Consider the following 20,587-nt stretch of genomic DNA (forward strand, 5'->3'; position numbering starts at 1 on the left):
GCGGGAGTGAGTCCGGCCAGCCGCACGCCCCGAACGGTTGTGGGCGCACTGGTCGTCCGCTTTCGCGTCCCGGGCGGCGACATGGATCGTGTCCGTGGTCCGAGCCGGGCGGGCGGAGTCCCTCACGACCTGGCCATGTGGATGCGGCCAGAGGCGACGGGGAGGCCCTGAACCATCTCGCTGGTGGAGCAGGGGCCCCGCACGCTGGCACCGCACCCGGCGTCCCAGATCGCACAACCACGCTACCCCGACCGGCCCAGCACACCGCTAGGCCGAAAGCCGAGCATCACACGATCGAGCTAAAACGACCTCGAACCCAATTCCTGACGAGCAGTCGCCAAGCGCTCGTCACCGGCGTGGTGATCACCCTCATCGGGGTCACGCTGATGCCCGTGCCCGTCGGCTGGGCGCAGGGCGGCGACAGGACCGCCGCGGGCTTCGGCTCCATGAAGAACCTCGCCCTCGCCGCGTTCACCCTCGTCGTCATCCTGCTGATCCAGCGCTTCGGCAAGGGCTTCGTCAAACAGGTCGCCCTGCTGTTCGGACTGCTCATCGGCACCCTGGCCGCCCTCCCGTTCGGCATGGCCGACTTCCGCGGCATCGCCTCCGCCCCCCTCGCCGCGCTGCCCACCCCCTTCGCCTTCGGCGCCCCCGTCTTCCAGCCCGCGGCCATCCTGTCGCTGTGCATCGTGATGCTGGTGCTGATGCCCGAGTCCAGCGCCGGCATGCTCGCCCTCGGCGAGATCTGCGACCGCCGCGCCGACGCCCGGACCATCACCCGCGGTCTGCGCACCGACGGCATCGCCACCCTGCTCGGCCCCGTCTTCGGTGGCTTCCCCACCTCCGCCTTCGCCCAGAACGTCGGCGTCGTCTCGCTGACCCGGGTGCGCAGCCGCTACGTCGTCGCCGTCGCCGGCTCCGCCCTGCTGGTCCTCGGCGCCTTCCCGGTCCTCGGCGCGGTCCTCTCCCTGGTGCCCATGCCGGTCCTCGGCGGCGCCGGCATCGTACTGTTCGGCTCGATCGCCGTCAGCGGCATCCGCACCCTGTCCGAGGCCGGACTGGACGACAGCTCCAACTTCATCCTGGTCGCCGTGGCCCTCGGCGCCGGCATCATCCCGCTGGCCGCCCCGACCTTCTACACCCAGTTCCCGGCCTGGGCCCAGACCGTCCTCGGCTCCGGGATCAGCGCCGGCGCCATCGTCGCCGTCCTGCTCAACCTGTTCTTCCACCACCTCGGCACCCGGAGCAGCACGGCTCCGGCACTCAAATCCTCCTAGGGTCCTGCCGTGCCCTCCCCGTGGACGCCCCCCGCGACCACGGGCCGCCACCAAAGACAAGGAAGCGCAATGGCACCATCGGCAGCCCAGCGCATTGTCATCGAGAACTGCGCGATCGCGACCGTGGACGCGGACGACACCGAGTACGCCTCTGGACACCTCGTCCTCGCCGGCAACCGGATCGAGTCGGTCGGCGCGGGCAAGGCCCCCGAGGGGCTGAAGGACGTGGCGCGCCGGATCGACGCGAGCGGCCATCTGGCCACGCCCGGTCTGATCAACACCCACCACCACTTCTACCAGTGGATCACCCGGGGCCTGGCCACCGACCACAACCTGTTCGACTGGCTCGTCGCGCTCTACCCGACCTGGGCGCGCATCGACGAGGAGATGGTCTCCGCCGCGGCCCGGGGCTCACTGGCGATGATGGCCCGCGGCGGCGTCACCACCGCCATGGACCACCACTACGTCTTCCCGCGCGGCTCCGGAGACCTGTCCGGCGCGATCATCCGGGCGGCGCGCGAGACGGGCGTCCGGTTCACCCTGGCCCGCGGTTCGATGGACCGCGGCGAGAAGGACGGCGGACTGCCGCCGGACTTCGCAGTGGAGACGCTTCAGGACGCGCTCGCCGCCACCGAGGAGACCGTGGCACGCCACCACGACGCCTCCTTCGACGCCATGACGCAGGTCGCCGTCGCCCCCTGCTCGCCCTTCTCCGTCTCCACCGAGCTGCTCAAGCAGGCCGCGGAGCTGGGCCGCCGGCTCGGCGTACGGCTGCACACCCACGGCTCGGAGACGGTCGAGGAGGAGAAGTTCTGCCACGAGCTCTTCGGCATGGGACCCACCGACTACTTCGCCTCCACGGGCTGGCTGGGCGAGGACGTGTGGATGGCGCACTGCGTCCACATGAACGACTCCGACATCGCCGCCTTCGCCCGCACGAAGACCGGCGTGGCGCACTGCCCCTCCTCCAACGCCCGCCTGGCGGCCGGAATCGCGCGCGTCCCCGACATGCTGGCGGCCGGCGTCCCGGTCGGCCTCGGCGTCGACGGCACCGCCTCCAACGAGTCCGGCGAACTCCACACCGAACTGCGCAACGCCCTGCTGATCAACCGCCTCGGCGCACACCGTGAGGCCGCCCTGAACGCCCGCCAGGCCCTGCGCCTGGGCACCTACGGCGGAGCCCAGGTGCTCGGCCGGGCCGGCCAGATCGGCTCACTGGAGCCGGGCAAGCTGGCCGACCTGGTGCTGTGGAGGATGGACACGCTGGCCCACGCCTCGATCGCCGACCCGGTGGCCGCCCTGGTCCTCGGCGCGGCGGCACCGGTCACCGCCTCCTTCGTGGACGGGCGGCAGATCGTCGAGAACGGCCGGCTGCTGACCGCCGACGAGGACGCCATCGCCCGCGCCACGCGGGCCGAGGCACAGCGGCTGGCGCGGATCACCGCGCGAAGCTGACCGATTCAAGGAACTCCGGGCGGGAGGGACGGCTCCCGCCCGGTAGCCGTGGACCCGAACGGGGTCCGCGGCGGGCCGGCTCCGGGGCGCGCTTGGACACGCGCCCCGGAACGGTCCTCCGTCGCCCACCGCGGGCCCTGGTGCCCCGACAGGCAACGCCGCTCCTTCACGGGCAAACGTTCCTGCCGCGGCACCAGAAAGCCCGCCCCCGGTCCCGCACGACCACTCATGCACCACCTCCTTGACACCCACGTCCAAACGACGTGTTAACCGACCGGAGGAGCAGCCGTGGCCGCTCACCCCACGTCCCGCGACGAGGCACGACAGGCAGCCGAGTCCACCACCCACCCCGTGGACGAGAAACTCCCCGTCCTGAAGATGGCGACCAGCGGCCTCCAGCATGTGGCCGCCATGTACGCGGGCGTCGTCGCCCCGCCCCTGATCGTCGGCGCGGCCGTCGGCCTGTCCGGCACCGAGCTGACCTTCCTCACCGGGGCCTGCCTGTTCACCGCCGGTCTCGCCACGTTCCTCCAGACCCTCGGCATCTGGAAGATCGGCGCCCGGCTCCCCTTCGTCAACGGCGTCACCTTCGCCGGTGTCGCCCCCATGACGGCGATCGTCGCCTCCACCAAGGACAAGTCCGACGCCCTGCCGGTCATCTTCGGCGCGGTCATCGTGGCGGGTGTCCTCGGCTTCCTGGCCGCGCCGATCTTCTGCAAGGCGATCCGGTTCTTCCCGCCGGTGGTCACCGGCACCGTGATCACCCTCATCGGCGTCTCCCTGCTGCCCGTCTCCTTCGGCTGGGCCCAGGGCCCCAATCCGGCCGCGCACGACTACGGCTCGGCGACCAACCTCACCCTGGCCGGCATCACCCTGGTCATCGTGCTGCTGCTGCGCCGCTTCACCCGCGGCTTCGTCAAGCAGATCGCGGTCCTGCTCGGGCTGATCGCCGGCACGGTCATCGCGATCCCGTTCGGGGTCACGGACTTCGGCCCGGTGGCGGACGCGCGGGTGGTCGGCTTCCCGACCCCGTTCCACTTCGGCGCACCGCAGTTCCAGGCCGCCGCGATCCTGTCCATGTGCGTGGTGATGGTGGTCTCGATGACCGAGTCCACCGCCGACATGCTGGCCCTCGGCGAGATCGTCGAACGCCCGGCCAACGAGAAGACGATCGCCGCCGGCCTGCGCGCCGACACCTTCGGCTCCGCCCTCAGCCCCCTGTTCAACGGCTTCATGTGCAGCGCCTTCGCGCAGAACATCGGCCTGGTGGCCATGACCCGGATCCGCAGCCGCTTCGTGGTGGCCTTCGGCGGCGGCTTCCTGGTCCTGATGGGCCTGTGCCCGATGGCCGCCTCGCTGATCGCCGTCGTACCGCGTCCGGTGCTCGGCGGCGCGGGCGTGGTCCTGTTCGGCTCGGTCGCCGCCAGCGGCATCCAGACCCTGGCCAGGGCCGGCCTCGACAAGGACAACAACGTCCTGATCGTCGCCGTCTCGATCGCCGTCGGCATCATCCCGATCACGGCGCCGAACTTCTACCACGCCTTCCCGGAGACCGCCCGGATCGTCCTCGACTCCGGCATCTCCACCGGTTGCGTCACGGCCGTCCTGCTCAACCTCGTCTTCAACCACCTGGGCAGGCCCGGGTCCGTGGGCGCCCAGGACGTCACTCACCCGATGGAGGCGGGGGAGGAGATAGCGGTGGTGCGCTGATCACCGGCAGGGGTACGGCGGCTTCGCCGTGCCCCTGCCTCCGCACACGTGTCCCTCTCACACCCTGCGCGGCGAGGCCAGCAGGTACCGGGCCCTCGTACGGGGCTCGGTGTACTCCCCGGCCTGCCACCCCGCCCGGTCCAGCGCGGTCGCGCACGCCCGCAGCGCCGCGCCGTCGGGACCGTACACCGCGACCGCCTCCGGTTGCGGGGTCGCCCGCACCCGGTAACCGTCGGCGTCCGGTCCCGCGGGCCGCTGCCCCGCCGCCTCCAGGGCGAGCGCGGCGGCCCGCACCAGATGCGCGCGCTCCCAGCCGCAGGGCCGCTCGACGGCACCGTCCGGATTGGTCATCCGGCGCAGCTCCAGCAGACCCTGCCAGGCGCTGTGCACCTCGCGCACCCGCCCGGGACCGTCGTACGGCTCCTCCTCACCACCGACGCGGGCGGAGAACACACCGGTACCGGCGGCCGCTTCCCCGGCAGGGGGCGACTTTTCCTCCTCCGCCTCTTCTTCCTCGCGTATTCGATGCCCGGCCGGAGTGAGGAAGTGGTCGTGCGGCGGCCGCGGGTGCCGGAACGCGAGCCCGCGCTTCACCAGCGCCGCGAGCTGCGCCTCCGTACCCCTGAGCCGACCGGTCACGGGGTCGGCGGCGTCGATGACGCGGCGCTGCGCTGCGGTGGGCGGTCGAGTCACGGCGCAGTCTCCCCGAATCGTCGAACGGTCGTCGATCAGCTGCTTCGAAGAGTAGGACCCGGGACTGACACTGCCCCGCCGCCGTTCACGCCGAAGGGGCCGCCTGGATGTTCCAGCCCGCGATCACCGGCCGCGCGTGTTCCGTTCCCAGCCGGCACACCGTGCCCGTGGCGAGCTGGAACAGCGCGCCCGCCGACGGCGGCAGCCCGAGCCGCCGGGCGGTGAGCACCCGCAGGAAGTGCCCGTGTGCCACCAGCACGACGGCCCCCTCGGTGCCGGCGAGCGCGGCGTCCACCTTGCCCAGCATCCGGTCGGCCCGCTCCCCGACCTGTTCCACGCTCTCCCCGGGATGCTCCGGCGGTCCCGGGGCGACCCCGTCCGTGAACAGGAACCAGCCGGGACGCGTCCGCTGGATCTCGTCGGTCGTGATGCCCTCGTAGCCGCCGTAGTCCCACTCCCGCAGATCGGCGTCGACCCGCGCGTCGTGGACCCCGATCAGCTCGGCCGTCTCCCGCGCCCGCTGCGAGGGGCTGACGAACGCCGCTCCGATCCGGTACGAGCGGATCAACGGCACCAGCCGCCGCGCCTCGTCCCGCCCGTGGTCGGTGAGCGGCACGTCCGTCCACCCGGTGTGGCGCCCGGACCGCGACCACTCGGTCTCCCCGTGCCGTACGAGAAAGAGATCACCCATGCGTCCCAGGCTACGAGCCCGCGCCCCCACACCCGCGGACGCACGCGCCCAGGGTGGGCATCGCGCCCCGGAATTCTGCTGAGCTGGCGACGCTCGCGCACCAGTGCCGCGGCACTAGTCGAGCGGCACCTCCTCGATCACGCTCTCCTTGAACCGCCACGACCCCTGATTCCCCCACGCCTCCGCCCGCAGCCCCATCTCCCAGGCGATACGGGCCGCCCGCTGCTGCGACAGCGCGGGGTAGTCCTCCGAGTGCACCTTGATGTAGCCGCGACGGTCGACGGGGTAGGTGCGCAAGGCCTCGCGCAGCTTCTCCTCCTGCTCCTGCTGCCTGGCGAGAGCCTTGTATTCGCCGGTCGTCCCCTTTCGCCGGTCCCGCCGTGTCGCGGCGTCCGATCCGCGCCAGGCCAGCCAGCCGACGGTGCCGAGCGCGGTGAGCGCGAAACCGCCGGCGCCGAGCGTCTCGGCGGTCGCGTCCGCCTGGCCCGGTGTCCGAGGGGCGAGTTCGCCCTTCGGATCCTCGAACACCGTCAGTACCTGGCCGAGGTCGTAACGTTCCCTGTTCGTCGTCATCGTGGGTCCGAGGACCCTGGTGCCGTCCTGCCGTTCCAACTCGTAGTTGTAGCGGGGGCCCCCGCGTCCCCGGGGCGGATCGGGCCACTTCTCCACGACCGTGGCTCTGACCCTTTCTCCCCGATGCTGAAGGGTGAGGTCGTCGCGGGCGACGTCGGCGAGGGACAGGGACGTTACGGACATGAACACGATGAAGAGCGCCGTCCCGATACTGGACTCCCTGGCCCCCAGCCTGCGGAGCAGCACGGCGAGCAGCACGCCGTGCGCGGTCCACAGGAGGATCAGCAGGGCGAGCCCGAGGCCGTTCGCCAGGAGGAACATCCCGCCCATCGCGGCGAGCACATAGCAGCCGATGGCGACAGCGAGGGTGACGGGGTAGCGCGTGCGCCTTCTGCGGGCTTCGGCCTCCGTGGCGGCGGCGCTCATGTTCTCTTCTCCGTTTCCGGTCAGGGGTTTCCGGTGCGGTTCTGTTTGCGGTAGTGGTCCAGGACGTCCTGGCGCAGGAGATGGGCGAAGCCGGATGTCTTCAGGCGGAGGGCCAGTTGGGGCCCGGTCAGGCCGAGGGCGGTGGCGGTGGCGGCGAGATGCCAGTCGTGGGCGGCGAGTTGGGTGAGGAGGTGGCCGCGACGGACCTGGCTCTCCGAGAGGCGGGACGTCTTGAGGTAGACGGTCCGGCCGTGTTCGTCGGTGATCGCCTCGCCGATGTGGTTGTCCTGCTTGGGGCGGAACGGCGGCAGGAAGCGGGAGAGGGTGAAGCGGCCCATGCGGCGGACCTGTTGCCAGGTGCTCGGCCGGCCCAGCAGTCCGGCCGCCATCGTGATGTCGTGGAAGTCGGCCCACCGCGCCGTCTGTTCCGCTGCGGCCTTCCGCAGGTCGGCGAGGGTGTGGATCCGGGTGTCGGGGATGTGGGCGGTGAACTCCGTGACGGGAGGCATCAGGGTGGCGTAGTGGTGCACCAGGTCGCCGTAGAGGTCCTGGAGCAGGGTCGGGTGCAGGGTGCGGTAGTCGTCCGGGTGCGGCACCACGAACGCCGCGGCCGGTGTGTCGGCCAGGTGGACCAGCACGCCGCACTGGCCCGGGTGGATCTCGAAGACGCGCAGCGCGTCGGCCAGCCCGGGGACTTCCGTGCCCAGGCAGGCGGCCTCGACGCGCGGCGAGAGGCCCTGGCGTATGGCTCGCTGCGACCACTCCTCCCAGGCGACGGCGGGACCGCCGAAGTGGAGCGCCAGGTAGCCCTCCAGCGCGAGGTGGAGCGGCAGGAAGCGCAGCCGGTGCCGGTCCTCCCGGCGTGCCATCCGGCGGTGGAAGTGCGGTCGTGCGGTCCAGCTGTCCCGCTCGGGCTGTCCGTCCGTCAGTTGTGTTCCGTAGGCAGCGGCCGGCGAACCGTCCCCGGTCCAGTCGGCGACGAAGCTGTGCGGGATGTAGGAGCAGTAGCTCCGCCCCCGTCCCAGGTCCACCTCGCCCGGCCCGTCGTGGATCCGCGGGTGCAGGCGCAGGTCGTGGATCGCCTCGGCCCGTACGAGCGGGACCAGCCGTACGGCGCCCCACACCTGCGAGGGACGGGTCTCCAGCCCGTCGAGCATTCCGTGCGTTGTCATCGGGGGTTCCTCTCCGCCCGCCGGCCCGCGGTGGCGGTGAGCCACGCCGCGCGGGCGTCCAGGTAGGCCGTCAGATCGGCCAGGCCGGTCCGGCCCTCGGCGAACTGCGCGATCTCGACGAGCGCGGGCAGGTCCTCCGCGTCGCGGATGCCCGCGGTCGGCACCCGCGCGGACAGCCGACGCACGTCGAAGTCCTCGGCGTCGTAGACGGGGTTGAGGTGGACGACGCCGGTCCGGCGGGCCGGGTCGAGGCGGGTGCGCCAGACGCGGAGCACCTCGCCGGCCAGTCCGGGAGGCGAGTTGTCCCAGCCGTCGGAGACGATCACCAGGCGTTCCGGTGCCGTCTCCAGACCGTCGAGGATCCGCTCACCCAGCGGGGTCGGGCCGACGGGGTGGGCCAGGAGCGCGTCGCCGCGGCCGGACGTCCACAGTCCGGTGTAGTGGCCGGCGAGAGCTTCGAGCAGGTAGTGGCAGGCCAGGGCGACCGCCAGCGGCCGGCGCCGCTTCACGCCGGAACCGTAGGAGGAGAAGCTGTCGTCCAGGACGGCGGTCACCCGGCCCCAGGTTCCCCGGTGCCGCCCCGCCGTCCGCCCGGCGGCCGCGCGCAGCGCGCCGGTCAGCTCCTCGCGCCGGGTGGCCCGCTCCTCGGCGGGCAGGGAGAGCACGTATCCGGCGAGGCGGGTGAGCGGCATCCGGGACAGGTCGGCCGTCACCGCCCGCGCCGACTCCGGACCGTGCTGCCGTGCCGACGCCTGGAGCCGCAGCGTTTCCTGGCGGGTGAGCCGAGGGGCGATGCGCTCCAGGAACACGGCGCGCGGTATGCCGTGCCGGGCCGCGAAGCCCTCCGCGACGGTGTAAGGGAGTTGGTAGAGCGCCGCCTGCTCGTAGTGCGCGCGGCGCCAGGCCTCCAGGATCGGCGTCTCGTAGCGGGCACCGCTGTGCGGCGCGAAGAGGAAGGCGCCGAGTTCGTCGTTGGCCGGCGCCAGATGCGCGTGCCGCAGCGCCTGCTTGAGGCCGTTGCGGTACTTGACGGCGTCGAGCGCCGGGTCGGGCCGGGCGGCCAGCCAGTCGCGCAGCAGGGCGCGGGTGCGGCGGTTGTTCACCCCGGAGCGGCGCAGCGCGCCGAACAGCCTGTAGACGCGTTGCGGCGGCAGCAGCGCCAGCCGTCCGGCGATCAGCCGGCCCTCGCCGCGGCGCTGGTCCGCGGTGGCCTCGCCTGCGGACTCCAGCAGCCCACGTACGATCAGCGCCGCGTTGTGGTCGTTGATGTCGAGGGCGAGTACGCCCGCGTAGAGGTCGCGGTAGTTGCCCAGCATGTAGGCGTGCAGGAAGTCCAGGGAGAGCCGCTGGGCCGCCGCGTCGGTGCGGAACTCGCGCTGGCCGGTCGCGGTGATCGCGGCGTTGACGAAGAGCAGCACGTCCTCGGCCGCGATCGGATCCGCGGACGGCGCCATGCCCCCGTTCACGCCTCCGTTCATGCCCCCACCCGTTCACTCGCGGCACTGCTGCCGGGGCCGACCGGCACTCCCCGCCGGGGCCGGCCGGGGAATGGGGGCACGAGCTGCGAATCATTGCTTCAGAGGCAGGTTCCGGAAGTCGCACCGAAGTCCCGCGGCCGGCCTCGGGACCGTAACACAGCGCAGGTCGCGGGCTCGAAGGAGAATCCGCGCGGCGCCGGGCCCTACTGCCGGTACCCGCCGAGGAACCGGCCGATCCTGCTGATCGCCGTGTCCAGGACGTCCGCGTGGGGGAGCGTGAGGATGCGGAAGTGGTCGGGGGCCGGCCAGTTGAAGCCCGTTCCCTGCACCACCTGGATCTTCTCGCGCAGCAGGAGGTCCAGGACGAACCTCTCGTCGTCGTGGATCGGATGGACCTTGGGGTCCAGGCGGGCGAACGCGTACAGCGCGCCCCTGGGCTTCACGCACGTCACGCCCGGGATCTCGTTCAGCTTCTGCCAGGCCACGTCGCGCTGTTCGCGCAGCCGGCCGCCCGGCGCGGTCAGCTCGCGGATGGACTGGCGGCCGCCGAGAGCGGCCTGGATGGCGTACTGGGCGGGGGCGTTGGCGCACAGGCGCATGGAGGCCAGCATGGTCAGGCCCTCCAGGTAGTCCTTCGCGTGCTGCCTGGGGCCGGAGACCACCAGCCAGCCGGAACGGAAGCCCGCCACGCGGTACGTCTTGGACAGGCCGCAGAAGGTGAGGACGACCAGGTCGGGGGCGAGCGCCGCGGTGGAGTGGTGGACGGCGTCGTCGTAGAGGATCTGGTCGTAGATCTCGTCGGCGAAGACCATCAGGCCGTGGCGGCGGGCGAGGTCGAGGATGCCTTCGAGGATCTCCTTCGGGTAGACCGCGCCCGTCGGGTTGTTGGGGTTGATGATCACGACGGCCTTGGTGCGGTCGGTGATCTTCGCGGCCATGTCGTCCAGGTCCGGGTACCAGTCGGCCTGCTCGTCGCACAGGTAGTGGACCGCCTTGCCGCCCGCCAGGGTCGTCACCGCCGTCCACAGGGGGAAGTCCGGTGCGGGGATGAGGATCTCGTCGCCGTCCTCGATCAGTGCCTGGACGGCCATGGAGACCAGTTCCGAGACGCCGTTGCCCAGGAAGACGTCGTCGACGTCCACCTCCAGGCCGAGGGTCTGATAGCGCTGGGCGACGGCCCTGCGGGCGGAGAGTACGCCGCGCGAGTCGGTGTACCCGTGCGCCCGCGGCAGCATCCGGATCATGTCCTGGAGGATCTCCTCCGGCGCCTCGAAACCGAAGAGCGCCGGGTTGCCGGTGTTCAGCCGCAGCACGCTGTGGCCGGCCTCCTCCAGTGCGTCCGCGTGCTCGATCACCGGGCCGCGGATCTCGTAACAGACCTCGCTGAGCTTGCTCGACTGCCGGAACTCCATGCGCCGCATCCCTCCGGTGACTGATCCTGCTTGGTTTTACCAAGCGGGAGCTTGGAAAGTCCAACAACGCGTCTACACTGCCTCGCATGTCGCCTCGCCGTAGCTACGACCAGTTCTGCTCCGCCGCCCGCGCGCTCGATGCCGTCGGCGACCGCTGGACCCTGCTGATCGTCCGGGAGCTGCTGGCCGGCCCGCGCCGCTACACCGATCTGCACGCCGACCTGCCGGGCGTGAGCACGGACATGCTCGCCTCACGGCTGAAGGACATGGAACGGGACGGGCTGACGACCCGGCGCCGGCTCCCGCCGCCCGGAGCTGCCCACGTCTACGAACTCACCCCACGGGGGCGGGAATTGCTGCAGGTGCTGCGAGCGCTCGGGGAGTGGGGGCAGGATGGGCTGGGGGAGCGGCGGCCCACCGACGCACTGCGCCCGCACTGGTTCGCGCTGCCCCTGCTGCGGGCCCTGGAAGAGGCCGGGGTCGAGGCGGGCGTCGTCGAAGTCCGGCTGGACGAAGGCGACTTCCATCTGTACGTGGGTGCCGAGGAGGGCCCGCTCTACGGGTACGGACCCGCGCCGGAGGAGCCGGACGCCCGGCTGGCTCTGGACTCGGCCACGTGTACGGCTGTCAGCCGCGGGGAGCTGGGCCTGGCGGAGGCGGTACGGGACGGACGCGTCGAGGTGACCGGAGACGGCGCCGCCGCCAAGGCCCCACGCCAGAACGGGACATGAGTGAAGGCCCGCCCCCCCGAGGGGAGCGGGCCTTCACGGACGGTGTCGGGCGAGGGCGTGTGTCAGGCCCCCGGCGGCACCCGCGAGGGGCGCCCCGATCCGCGCGTCGGCGCGTACCCGCCGATGCCCGCGAGCGCGGCCGGCACGCCGCCGATGCCGGCTGTGCGAGCGAACCGTCGACCGCGGCCACGCCGCCGATGTCCCTGGAGTCGGCCCTCACCCAATGCGTCCTACCCGTGCACGCACCAAGATCCCTGAGTCGCCGCGTATGTGACGGACCGTCATGTAGGGTGCGCCCGAACTGGAACTATGTAAGGGAGTTGTGAATGAGATTGCGCCATATTGCGCCCGTGGCGGCCGCCGTCCTGGGAGCGTCTCTCTTGGGGGTCCCCGCGACGACCGCTGTGGCTGATGACACCGTGTCCCTCGCCACCACGTTCAATGATCCGGGGTACCGCGGCCCAGCAGGACGCTATTCGGGACCAGCTGCTGTCCCTCATCAACCGGGCCCCAGCGGGCTCCATAATCTACGGCAGCATCTACAAGATCACCGACAGCAAGGTGAAGGATGCGCTGCTCGCCGCCGACCAGCGCGGCGTGCTGGTCAAGCTGATCGTCGACCACGACACCCTCGACACCAGCGGCAATCAGTACCAGGCGCTGGCGGACGGACTGAGCACCGATCTGGAGGCCAAGCGCTCGTGGGTGCTGGCCTGCCCGAAAGACCGTGGCTGCATCGGCAACCGCACCATCGGTACTGTCCACGCCATCGATCACAACAAGTTCTTCCTGTTCTCCAAGGTCGGCAGCACCGACAACGTGATCTTTCAGGCCTCGGCGAACCTGACCACCGCACAGCGCCAGACCCTCTACAACAATGCCGTCACCATCCCCGACGACGGCTCCGGCCTCTTCGCGACCTACCTCGCCTACTTTCAGGACCTCAAGAAGTACGGCTCCAACGGCGGCAAGGGACTCGCGACGTACTACGAGACCCAGCAGAGCGGTCCGTACAAGACCTATTTCATGCCCCGCCAGGAATCCTCGGGGACTACTTACTCGACCGACGCGTCCACGGACACGATCGTCTCCCTGCTGGGCAACGTGGACTGCGCCGGCGGTGCCACCCAGATCCGCGTCGGCATGTATGCCTTCACCCGCACGCAGGTCGCCGACAAGCTGGTGGCGCTGAAGAAGGCCGGTTGCCGGGTGGAGCTCGTCCACAACGCCGAGGACGGCAACTACGGAACCAAGGTGCAGAGCACCCTCGACGGAAAGCTCACCTCCATCATGCGGTGCGACGGAGTTGCGAAGGACGCCGACGGGACGCAGCGCACCATCGGCATTCACAGCAAGTACATGCTCATCGAGGGTACCTATCTGGGGACTGCCAACCGGAAGGTCGTCTTCACCGGCAGTCACAACTACACCTACCCCAGCCTCCGCGCGCATGACGAGACCCTGATCAAGATCGACAACGCGGCCGTCTACGACAGCTTCAAGTCCAACTTCACCAGCATCCAGAAGAGTCCCTACTGCACCAGGGAGTGATCCGGCCGGTACTTGTCCCGCGTGACGGCGCGGCGGCCAAAGCCTGGCGCGAGAAAGGGACATGAGCGAAGGCCCGCCCCCCGAGGGGACGCTGTTGGTAAATCGGGTGCGGGCGTGACGACGGCCTGGATGACCCCGTTGGGGTTGTGCAGGCCGTCGTCGTGTTGAGGGGTGGGTTCGGTGTCCCTGCGTGGGGTGGATCTGGCGGAGATTCCGGAGGAGACCGCTCGGCTGGCACGTGCGGTGTTCCCGAAGGGCTGCCCGGTTATGCGGGTGCGGGATGCGCTCGGGCCGGTGTTCTCGGATGCCGATTTCGAGGAACTGTTTCCGGTCAGGGGGCGGCCGGCGGTGTCTCCGGCCCGGCTCGCGCTGGTGTCGGTGTTGCAGTTCGCCGAGGGGCTGACCGACAGGCAGGCCGCACACGCGGTCCGCTCCCGTCTGGACTGGAAGTACGCCCTCTCGCTGGAGTTGGCCGACACCGGATTCGACTTCTCGGTACTCAGCGAGTTCCGTGCCCGGCTGGTCGACGGCGAGGCCGTCCAGATGATGTTCGATGCAGTACTCCGGGCGGCCGGCGAGGCAGGGCTGGTCAAGGCGGGCAAGCGGCAGCGCACGGATGCCACGCATGTGCTGGCCGCAACAAGAGACCTGAACCGTCTGGAGTTCGTGGTCGAGACACTGCGGGCGGCACTGAACCAGGTGGCGGCGGAGGCCGGGGACTGGCTGGTGACGGTGTCGCCGCCGGAGTGGTTCGACCGCTACTCGGCCAGGCCGGAGGACAGCCGCTTCGCGTCCCGGTGGGCGGCCCGCGTCGAACACGCCGACCAGTGCGGGACCGACGGCATGACGCTGCTGGAGGCCGTCTGGTCGGCCGCGTCACCGCCCACGTTGCAGAGCCTGCCCGCAGTGGAGTTCCTGCGGCAGACCTGGGTGCAGCAGTTCCACCACGTTGAGGGCGCCGTGCGCTGGCGGGGGACGAAGGACCTCCCGCCGGGCCTGATCCGCTTACGGACCCCCTACGAACCCGAGGCCCGCACTGGTTCGAAACGGGATCTGGGCTGGTCCGGTTACAAGGTCCACCTCAGCGAGACCTGCGAGCCCGACGCACCGCATCTGATCACCCACATTCGCACCACGCCGGCGCCCGTCAACGACGTCCTCGTCCTGGAGGACATCCACACCGCCCTGGCCGAACGGGGCCTGCTGCCGGACGAGCACCTGGTGGACGCCGGATACATCGACGCCGAACAGATCCACCACGCCCGCCGCGATCACGACATCGAACTGGTCGGTCCGGTCAAGCCCACCACCGTGAAGGGACAGGCGACCGGAGACGTCTTCAACAACACCCGCTTCACCATCGACTGGGACCAACGCAAGGCCGTCTGCCCCGGAGGCCAAACCAGCGTCCAGTGGCGGGAAGCCCAAAGCCAGTGGGAGGCCCCAGTCACCCGGGTCCGGTTCGCTGCCCGGCACTGCGACCCCTGCGAACTGCGGACCTCGTGCACCAGCTCCAGGACCGGCCGCAATCTGACCCTGAGACCGAAGACCGAGCACGACATCCTTCAACAGGCCCGTATCGAGCAGGACACCGACCACTGGCGCCGCCGCTACGGACACCGAGCCGGCGTCGAGGGCACCATCTCACAGAGCGTCCAGGCGTTCGGCCTGCGCAGATCCCGCTACCGCGGCCTCACCAAGACCCGGTTGCAGCACTACTGCACCGGCGCCGCCATCAACCTCGCCCGCATCGATGCCTGGCTCACCGGCAGACCACTCGCCAAGACTCGCGTTTCGCCCTTCGCAGCACTCCGCCCCGCTGGATGAGATCCAGCGGGGCGGAATTAACCAACAGCGTCCCGAGGGGAGCGGGCCTTCACGGACGGTGTCGGGCGAGGGCGTGTGTCAGGCCCCCGGCGGCACCCGCGAGGGGCGCCCCGCTCCGCGCGTCAGCGCGTACCCGCCGATGCCCGCGAGCGCGGCCAGCACGCCGCCGATGCCGGTCCACACCCAGCGGTCGGACCACCAGCCGGAGGACCAGCCGCCGTCGGGCTCGATGCTGGACAGCACGGCCGGCTTCTTCTTGCCGCCGTCGTCATTCGAACCGCCCCCGTCCTGCTCGGACTTGACCGCGATGCCCGGGGTCAGCGGCTGCGCGAGCGAGCCGTCGACCGCCGCGGCGCCGCCGATGTCCTTGGAGTCGGCCCGCACCTCGGCGTTGACCGGCAGACCCAGGTCGGAGGCCGGCAGGCCGACCGCCATCAGCCGGACGTAGTACGTGCCGGGCAGCGGGTCGTTGGCCCACGGCTCGGCCCAGGCCCGCACCGTGCGCAGCACACAGGCGAGTTCGACCGACCCGGTGCCCTGTGCGGCGGTGCGACTCTGGGCGCCGTACTGGCAGGACTGGCGGCGTCGCAGACCGTCGTAGACGTCGATCTGCCACGTCTGCGAGGCGTGCGAGTCGGGCAGCTTCACCGTCGCCTTGACGGTGGGGCGCTGCCCGGCGTCCGCGGCGAACGACCAGTACATGTAGTCGCCCGTGGAGCCGCCGGCGGTCGCCTGCTGCCCCTGCTCGATCTCGGTCGCGGTACGGAACGAGGTGCCGGCCTGGGTGGGCGCCCCGCTGTCGCCGGACGGGTCCGCCGAGGGCGACGAGTCGGCGGCCGCGGGGCCCGCGGCCAGCCCGAGCGCCAGCAGTGCGGCGCCCATCACACGGGTGATACGCATCAGTTCGTCCTCCAGATCGCGACGCGCCAACGCGACACCCAGCCCCACAGCAGGCCCGCGACGAAGCCGGTCAGCACCAGCGCGCCGAGCAGCCACCAGCCGCGGCCGAGACCGAAGGAGGCCACGTCACTCGACTTGCCCGGACCGTCCACCACGTCCACGGTCAGCTCCAGCGGCATGCCCGGCGCGGTCTTCACCCCGGAGGCCGCCGAGAAGGCGTTGGTGATCTGCAGGCACACGGTCTCGGCCGGGGCGCTCTCGTCGTCGCTCTCCGGCTTCGGGTAGCGCAGACCCGTGGAGATGACGTCCGTACGGCCGTTGCCCGCCGCCTCACCGCGTACGATCTCCCGGCCGCGCTCCGTCACGGCGCGCACCAGCAGGCCGTAGTCCGGGGCGACGGCACGGTCGGCGGCGACGCTCACCGAGGCGCGCAGCTCCTGCCCGGGGTTGACGTCCACGCGGTACCAGCGCTGCTGTCCGAACTCCTCACGGTCGGTGTAGAGGCCGGACTTGAGCGTCGGCGCCTTCGCGCACTCGGTGGCACCCTCCGCGGCCACCGGCGTCACCACCGGGTCGGCCGCCCGGTCGACCAACTGGCCGACGCGGTCGCTGAGTTCCTCCTTGTGTTGTACGGAGGTGTAGGTGCCGCCGGTCGCCTCCGCGATGCAGATGAGCTGGTCGCGGGTCTTGGCGTCGGGCACCAGGCCGAGCGTGTCGATGGTCAGACCGATGCCCTTGGCCGCGATCTCGCGGGCCACCTCGCACGGGTCCAGCGGCTGGCAGGTGTCCTCGCCGTCGGTGATCAGGACGATCCGGCGCATGCCGTTGCCGCCGTCGAGGTCCGTGGCCGCCTTCAGCAGCGCCGGTCCGATCGGGGTCCAGCCGGTCGGCACCAGCGTCGCCACCGCCGTCTTGGCCTCGGTGCGGTTCAGCGGGCCCACCGGGTACAGCTGGGCGGTGTCCTTGCAGCCCGTCTGCCGGTCGTTGCCGGGGTAGTTGGCACCGAGGGTGCGGATTCCGAGCTGGACCTCCTCCGGGGTCGCGTCGAGCACCTCGTTGAACGCCTGCTTGGCCGCGGCCATCCGCGACCCGCCGTCCATGTCCCGGGTCCGCATGGACCCGCTGACATCCAGGACGAGTTCGACCTTCGGGGCGTCCTGCCCCTCCGTCTCGTCGGCTACCGCTCCGGCGGGAAAGGCCATCCCCACCGTCAGGGCGGCGAGCAGAGCACAGACTCCCGCCGCCAGCCGTTGTCTTGTGATCATCGGCGGATCTTATTGATCCGACGCGCCGGGTACCAAAACGAGCGGGTTGGGCAGCCCGGTCCACTGGTCGCCGGGCGTGCCGGGAGACAACCGCATCAGTGTCAACGCCTTCGCCGGAACGGGCTGTTCGCGCAGCGCCACGACGTCCGGGGTACGCGGCAGATCCCGTACGGCCGGCTCCAGCGCGGACCGTAGCGCCGTCGCCGATCCCACCGTTCCCGCCAGCGCGCCCGCCACCAGCGAGCCGAACAGCTTGCGGCGCAGGGAGGTCGGGTCGTCGGTGAGGTTCCGGGTCGGCAACTCCGGTACGGCGATGCCGTGCTGGGAGAGCCGGGCGGGACTGATCCGGATGTCGGCGAGGTCGCGGTAGACCAGCCGCAGCGGGGCGCCGGACCCGGACAGCACCACGAGCAGGTTCTGGCCGTGCGCCTCCAGGGCCACCCCCGACTCCAGCAGGCGCAAGCCGACGGTCAGCGCCAGACGCGTGAACTCCTCCGTCCAGGCGGGCGAGTCGGGCAGGCCCGTGGTGGGCAGCGCCGCCACCGGCACGACATGCTCCCCGGGCGCCGCGTACGTCCGCGGCGACTCCCGCAACAGGGCGGCCAGTTCGGGGGAGCCCGTGGTGGCCGCGCCCAGGGTGCGGGTGATGTGCAGCAGGCCGTCCGTGCGGGCCGCCAGGTCCACGGCGAAGGCCGACAGGGTGGCTGAGGCGGTCACCGAGCCGACCGAGATGTCCCGGACGGAGGACGTCAGCCGGGCGCTGAGCGAGGTCTTGACATGCGGTCCGCCGGGCACGGCGAGCGTCCGCAGCGACATCAGCGGATGCGCCGCGAGGACACGCGCCCCACGGGGCTGCTTGAGCACGTGCGCCACCTGCCAGGGGTGCACGGGGATCAGCAGCCGCCCGCCGTCCCGCAGATCCTCCGGCCACGCCCCGCTCACCAGGCACCCCCGCTCCGGAACCGGCAGCAGGCCCAGCTCGACCGCCGGCCGGTGCTCGGGCCCGTACGCGAGCTGCTCGGCGACCGAGAAGCCGGGCCGGGAACGGCAGTTGGGGTGGAAGGGGTGACCGTCGACCACCCGCTGCTCCCACTGCCAGTCCGTCACCGGCCACTCCCGCGGGGAAGCCTCGTCCTCGGGCGGCTGATCGGCCCGCGACAGCGCCAGCGAGGCGACACTGTGCCCCAGTTCGGCGGCGAGGGAGTCGCCGTGCGGTACGGCGAGGTCACGCATCAGGCGCGCCGGGTCCTCGTGGACCGTCCCGGCCAGACGTACGGCGGTGACGTACCCGGAGGTGGCGTACGGGTCCGACGGCGGCCCCTCCAGCCGGCGGCCGTCGCGCAGCCGCAGGACGAGCGCGTCCCGTGTGCGCTCCCGGCCCGCGACCCACGGCAGCGGCTCATGGGCGAGCGCCCGCCACAGCCGGGTCAGCACGGCGGCCCGCGCGCCGGGCAGCCGCGCCGCGTACCGTGGGGCCAGGTCGGGCCGCACGGCGGCCAGCTCCTCGGCGACCTCGGTCTCGGTGGCTGGGGGACGGTGCACGGTCGGACTCCTCCGATACGGACGGGCGTCAGGTCGGCGCGCGCCGGGCAGACATACTGATCACCTTCGCACCGCGTGGACTTATGGACCGAACGGACCGAGTAAAGCGCATGGAGCTCCCGCCCCCCACCGGCGACGTCGCGCCCGCCACCGCGGGCATCGCGGAGCGCGCCGACGCGTACGCGGCCGCGCCCCTGCTGAACTGCCTGCTCCGCGAGGTCGCGCGGCCGTGCCCGGACCCGGGCGGGTTCCGAACGTACCGGCTGCCGGGCGGGGGCCGGCTGCTGCGGGTGCGCGACGGGCGGCGGCCCACCGCGCCGGAGGTGTACGCGGGGGACGGCTGGCAGCGGATCGGCCACCCGGAACTGATCAAACTCGTGACCGAGGAGCTGCGCCGGTACACGGGCCTGTCCAACGACGAGCTGCCCGCCGAGATGATCGACAGCCGGGAGGCGGTGGCGGCGCTGCTCGCCGCCCGCGACCGCGCGCCGGTGCCCGAGGACCCGTACGTCCGCTCCGAGCAGGCGCTCGTCACCGGCCACCCGTACCACCCGGCGCCGAAGGCGCGAGGGGGCGGCCCGGTCGCCTCCTGGCTGCCGTACGCGCCCGAGGCGCACGCCCGCTTCCCGCTGGTGCTGCTCGGGGTGCGCGAGGACGTGGCCGTCGAGGAGGGCGACACCTCGGCGCTCGACGCGCTGGGCCAGGCCCCTCCCGGCTACCGGCTGTTGCCCGCCCACCCCTGGCAGCTCGACCTGGTCGGCCGCGACCTGGCCGGGGCCTTCGCCGACGGGCGGCTGCTGCGGCTGGGCACGACGGCCCGCGCGGTGTGGCCCACGGCGGCGGTCCGCACCGTCCACGTCCCCGACGCGGACCTCTTCCTGAAGTTCAGCCTGGACGTGCGGATCACCAACGACGTACGGCGGCTGTGGCGGCACGACCTGCGCGAACTGCGCCGCACCGACACGGCCGTCGCGACCGCGTTCGGCCGGCTGCCGGGCCCGGCGGCCTGGCTGTCCGACCGCGGCTACCGCACGGCCGCCTTCGCCTTCGAGGAACTCGCCGTCGTCGTCCGCGACGGACTCGGCGAACATCTGGTGCCCGGCGCGACCCCGCTGCTCGCCGCCGCCCTGGCCGAGGGCTTCGACGGCAACCCGCTGGACGGCCCGGCGGACCCGGCACTGTGGTGGGAGGCGTATCTGCGCCAGGTCGTACCCCCCGCCCTCGGGGCCTTCGCCCGGTACGGCGTCGTTCTGGAGGCCCATCTGCAGAACTCGCTGATCGCCGTGGACGCCGGCGGTATGCCCGTGCAGGCGCTCTTCCGGGACGCGGAGGGCGTCAAGCTGCTGCCGGACGTCTCCCGGGCCGCCGGATGGGAGCGGCTGGTGTACTGCCTGGTCGTCAACCATCTCGGTGAGATCGCCGCCGCCCTCGCCGAACGCCACCCGGGCCTCGACCCCTGGCCCGCCGCCCGTCGTGAACTCGCCCGCCACGACCTGCCGGAGGCCGCCGCCCTGCTCACCTCGCCCACCGTGCCCGGCAAGACGAACCTGCTGTTGCGCTGGACCGGAGCCAACGGCGCGGCGGCCCGTTACCAGCCGCTGCCGAACCCGCTGGTGACCACCCGGATCCCGCGCTGACCTCGGCGGGTGCGAGGACCGCCCGCCGTACGCCGGCTGGTGTGCCCGCGTGAGGGGACCGCTGTCCATCCCCGTCCCGCCGGGACCGTCCCGCCACCTCTGGCTGCCGTCAGTGGGTCAAGGCGTAGTGTGCCGCGTAACCCTGACGCTCTTTCATGCCGCTGTCCCGGTTTTGGGGAGATCGAGACAATCAGTTCACCCAACGTTCGGACGACGGCCGGGAGTCCCGGTTTTACTCGCTTCGCCT

General features: G+C 71.7%; 15 protein-coding genes and 1 pseudogene. 7 read left to right on the forward strand and 9 right to left on the reverse strand.

From position 1 onward, the window contains the following. Positions 1-341: 341 nt before the first annotated feature. The 3 genes and pseudogenes from OIE49_RS28475 to OIE49_RS28485 all read left to right on the forward strand — a co-directional run. Positions 342-1,277, forward strand: a pseudogene (locus OIE49_RS28475) (solute carrier family 23 protein); the annotation flags it as partial. 69 nt (positions 1,278-1,346) lie between these two features. Then, the gene (locus tag OIE49_RS28480; RefSeq protein ID WP_326804760.1) at positions 1,347-2,732 is read left to right on the forward strand and encodes an 8-oxoguanine deaminase; all 1,386 of its coding nucleotides are present in this window, start codon (positions 1,347-1,349) and stop codon (positions 2,730-2,732) included. A 378-nt stretch (positions 2,733-3,110) separates the two neighbouring features. Beyond that, on the forward strand, positions 3,111-4,442 hold the full coding sequence (locus OIE49_RS28485; RefSeq protein ID WP_326806350.1) for a nucleobase:cation symporter-2 family protein: 1,332 nt from the start codon (positions 3,111-3,113) through the stop codon (positions 4,440-4,442). A gap of 57 nt (positions 4,443-4,499) precedes the next feature. Here OIE49_RS28485 and OIE49_RS28490 read toward each other — a convergent pair whose 3' ends face one another. The 6 genes from OIE49_RS28490 to OIE49_RS28515 all read right to left on the reverse strand — a co-directional run bounded on the left by OIE49_RS28490 (position 4,500) and on the right by OIE49_RS28515 (position 10,887). After that, entirely contained in the window at positions 4,500-5,135 is a 636-nt protein-coding gene (locus OIE49_RS28490) for a hypothetical protein (protein ID WP_326804761.1), read from the reverse strand. An 85-nt stretch (positions 5,136-5,220) separates the two neighbouring features. After that, a complete protein-coding gene (locus OIE49_RS28495; protein WP_326804762.1) occupies positions 5,221-5,826 on the reverse strand; it encodes a histidine phosphatase family protein in 606 nt (201 codons plus the stop codon). Between the two features lie 114 nt (positions 5,827-5,940). Then, positions 5,941-6,825 (reverse strand): hypothetical protein, encoded by an 885-nt coding sequence (locus OIE49_RS28500; RefSeq protein ID WP_326804763.1) that lies wholly within the window; start codon positions 6,823-6,825, stop codon positions 5,941-5,943. A 20-nt stretch (positions 6,826-6,845) separates the two neighbouring features. Then, positions 6,846-7,997, reverse strand: a complete 1,152-nt coding sequence (locus OIE49_RS28505) for an ARPP-2 domain-containing protein (RefSeq protein WP_326804764.1) — start codon at positions 7,995-7,997, stop codon at positions 6,846-6,848. Further along, positions 7,994-9,475, reverse strand: a complete 1,482-nt coding sequence (locus OIE49_RS28510) for a hypothetical protein (protein WP_326804765.1) — start codon at positions 9,473-9,475, stop codon at positions 7,994-7,996. Before OIE49_RS28510 ends, OIE49_RS28505 begins: the two co-directional genes overlap by 4 nt. A 203-nt stretch (positions 9,476-9,678) precedes the next feature. After that, on the reverse strand, positions 9,679-10,887 hold the full coding sequence (locus OIE49_RS28515; RefSeq protein WP_100566757.1) for a pyridoxal phosphate-dependent aminotransferase: 1,209 nt from the start codon (positions 10,885-10,887) through the stop codon (positions 9,679-9,681). A gap of 86 nt (positions 10,888-10,973) precedes the next feature. On the opposite strand from OIE49_RS28515, the gene OIE49_RS28520 reads away from it, so the two are divergent. From OIE49_RS28520 to OIE49_RS28530, 3 genes are all read left to right on the forward strand, one after another. Beyond that, positions 10,974-11,618 (forward strand): winged helix-turn-helix transcriptional regulator, encoded by a 645-nt coding sequence (locus OIE49_RS28520; RefSeq protein ID WP_326804766.1) that lies wholly within the window; start codon positions 10,974-10,976, stop codon positions 11,616-11,618. A gap of 441 nt (positions 11,619-12,059) precedes the next feature. After that, positions 12,060-13,169: a phospholipase D-like domain-containing protein gene (locus tag OIE49_RS28525; protein WP_326804767.1), complete on the forward strand. Its 1,110-nt coding sequence runs from the start codon at positions 12,060-12,062 to the stop codon at positions 13,167-13,169. 180 nt (positions 13,170-13,349) lie between these two features. Then, positions 13,350-14,996 (forward strand): IS1182 family transposase, encoded by a 1,647-nt coding sequence (locus tag OIE49_RS28530; protein ID WP_326802765.1) that lies wholly within the window; start codon positions 13,350-13,352, stop codon positions 14,994-14,996. Positions 14,997-15,074: 78 nt separating this feature from the next. On the opposite strand, the gene OIE49_RS28535 is transcribed toward OIE49_RS28530, so the two are convergent. From OIE49_RS28535 to OIE49_RS28545, 3 genes are read right to left on the reverse strand one after another with little or no spacing between them, the layout of a single operon-like run. Beyond that, positions 15,075-15,896: a hypothetical protein gene (locus OIE49_RS28535; protein ID WP_326804768.1), complete on the reverse strand. Its 822-nt coding sequence runs from the start codon at positions 15,894-15,896 to the stop codon at positions 15,075-15,077. Beyond that, on the reverse strand, positions 15,896-17,161 hold the full coding sequence (locus tag OIE49_RS28540) for a VWA domain-containing protein (protein ID WP_326804769.1): 1,266 nt from the start codon (positions 17,159-17,161) through the stop codon (positions 15,896-15,898). Before OIE49_RS28540 ends, OIE49_RS28535 begins: the two co-directional genes overlap by 1 nt. Positions 17,162-17,170: 9 nt before the next feature. Beyond that, positions 17,171-18,703 (reverse strand): IucA/IucC family protein, encoded by a 1,533-nt coding sequence (locus OIE49_RS28545; protein WP_326804770.1) that lies wholly within the window; start codon positions 18,701-18,703, stop codon positions 17,171-17,173. Between the two features lie 110 nt (positions 18,704-18,813). Between OIE49_RS28545 and OIE49_RS28550 the strand changes: the two genes are divergently transcribed. Then, positions 18,814-20,340, forward strand: coding sequence for an IucA/IucC family protein (locus tag OIE49_RS28550; RefSeq protein ID WP_326804771.1), 1,527 nt, complete (start codon positions 18,814-18,816; stop codon positions 20,338-20,340). The last annotated feature ends 247 nt before the right edge of the window (positions 20,341-20,587 follow it).

It is taken from the genome of Streptomyces sp. NBC_01788, assembly GCF_035917575.1.
In the GTDB taxonomy this organism is placed as follows: Bacteria; Actinomycetota; Actinomycetes; order Streptomycetales; family Streptomycetaceae; genus Streptomyces.

Excerpts from the sequence above, each read along its gene's own strand:
- OIE49_RS28535 (WP_326804768.1), bottom strand. The coding sequence starts at position 15,896 with ATGCGTATCACCCGTGTGATGGGCGCCGCACTGCTGGCGCTCGGGCTG.
- OIE49_RS28495 (WP_326804762.1), bottom strand. The coding sequence starts at position 5,826 with ATGGGTGATCTCTTTCTCGTACGGCACGGGGAGACCGAGTGGTCGCGG.
- OIE49_RS28520 (WP_326804766.1), top strand. The coding sequence starts at position 10,974 with ATGTCGCCTCGCCGTAGCTACGACCAGTTCTGCTCCGCCGCCCGCGCG.
- OIE49_RS28510 (WP_326804765.1), bottom strand. The coding sequence starts at position 9,475 with ATGAACGGAGGCGTGAACGGGGGCATGGCGCCGTCCGCGGATCCGATC.
- OIE49_RS28480 (WP_326804760.1), top strand. The coding sequence starts at position 1,347 with ATGGCACCATCGGCAGCCCAGCGCATTGTCATCGAGAACTGCGCGATC.
- OIE49_RS28500 (WP_326804763.1), bottom strand. The coding sequence starts at position 6,825 with ATGAGCGCCGCCGCCACGGAGGCCGAAGCCCGCAGAAGGCGCACGCGC.
- OIE49_RS28525 (WP_326804767.1), top strand. The coding sequence starts at position 12,060 with ATGATCCGGGGTACCGCGGCCCAGCAGGACGCTATTCGGGACCAGCTG.
- OIE49_RS28515 (WP_100566757.1), bottom strand. The coding sequence starts at position 10,887 with ATGGAGTTCCGGCAGTCGAGCAAGCTCAGCGAGGTCTGTTACGAGATC.
- OIE49_RS28550 (WP_326804771.1), top strand. The coding sequence starts at position 18,814 with ATGGAGCTCCCGCCCCCCACCGGCGACGTCGCGCCCGCCACCGCGGGC.
- OIE49_RS28505 (WP_326804764.1), bottom strand. The coding sequence starts at position 7,997 with ATGACAACGCACGGAATGCTCGACGGGCTGGAGACCCGTCCCTCGCAG.
- OIE49_RS28540 (WP_326804769.1), bottom strand. The coding sequence starts at position 17,161 with ATGATCACAAGACAACGGCTGGCGGCGGGAGTCTGTGCTCTGCTCGCC.
- OIE49_RS28485 (WP_326806350.1), top strand. The coding sequence starts at position 3,111 with ATGGCGACCAGCGGCCTCCAGCATGTGGCCGCCATGTACGCGGGCGTC.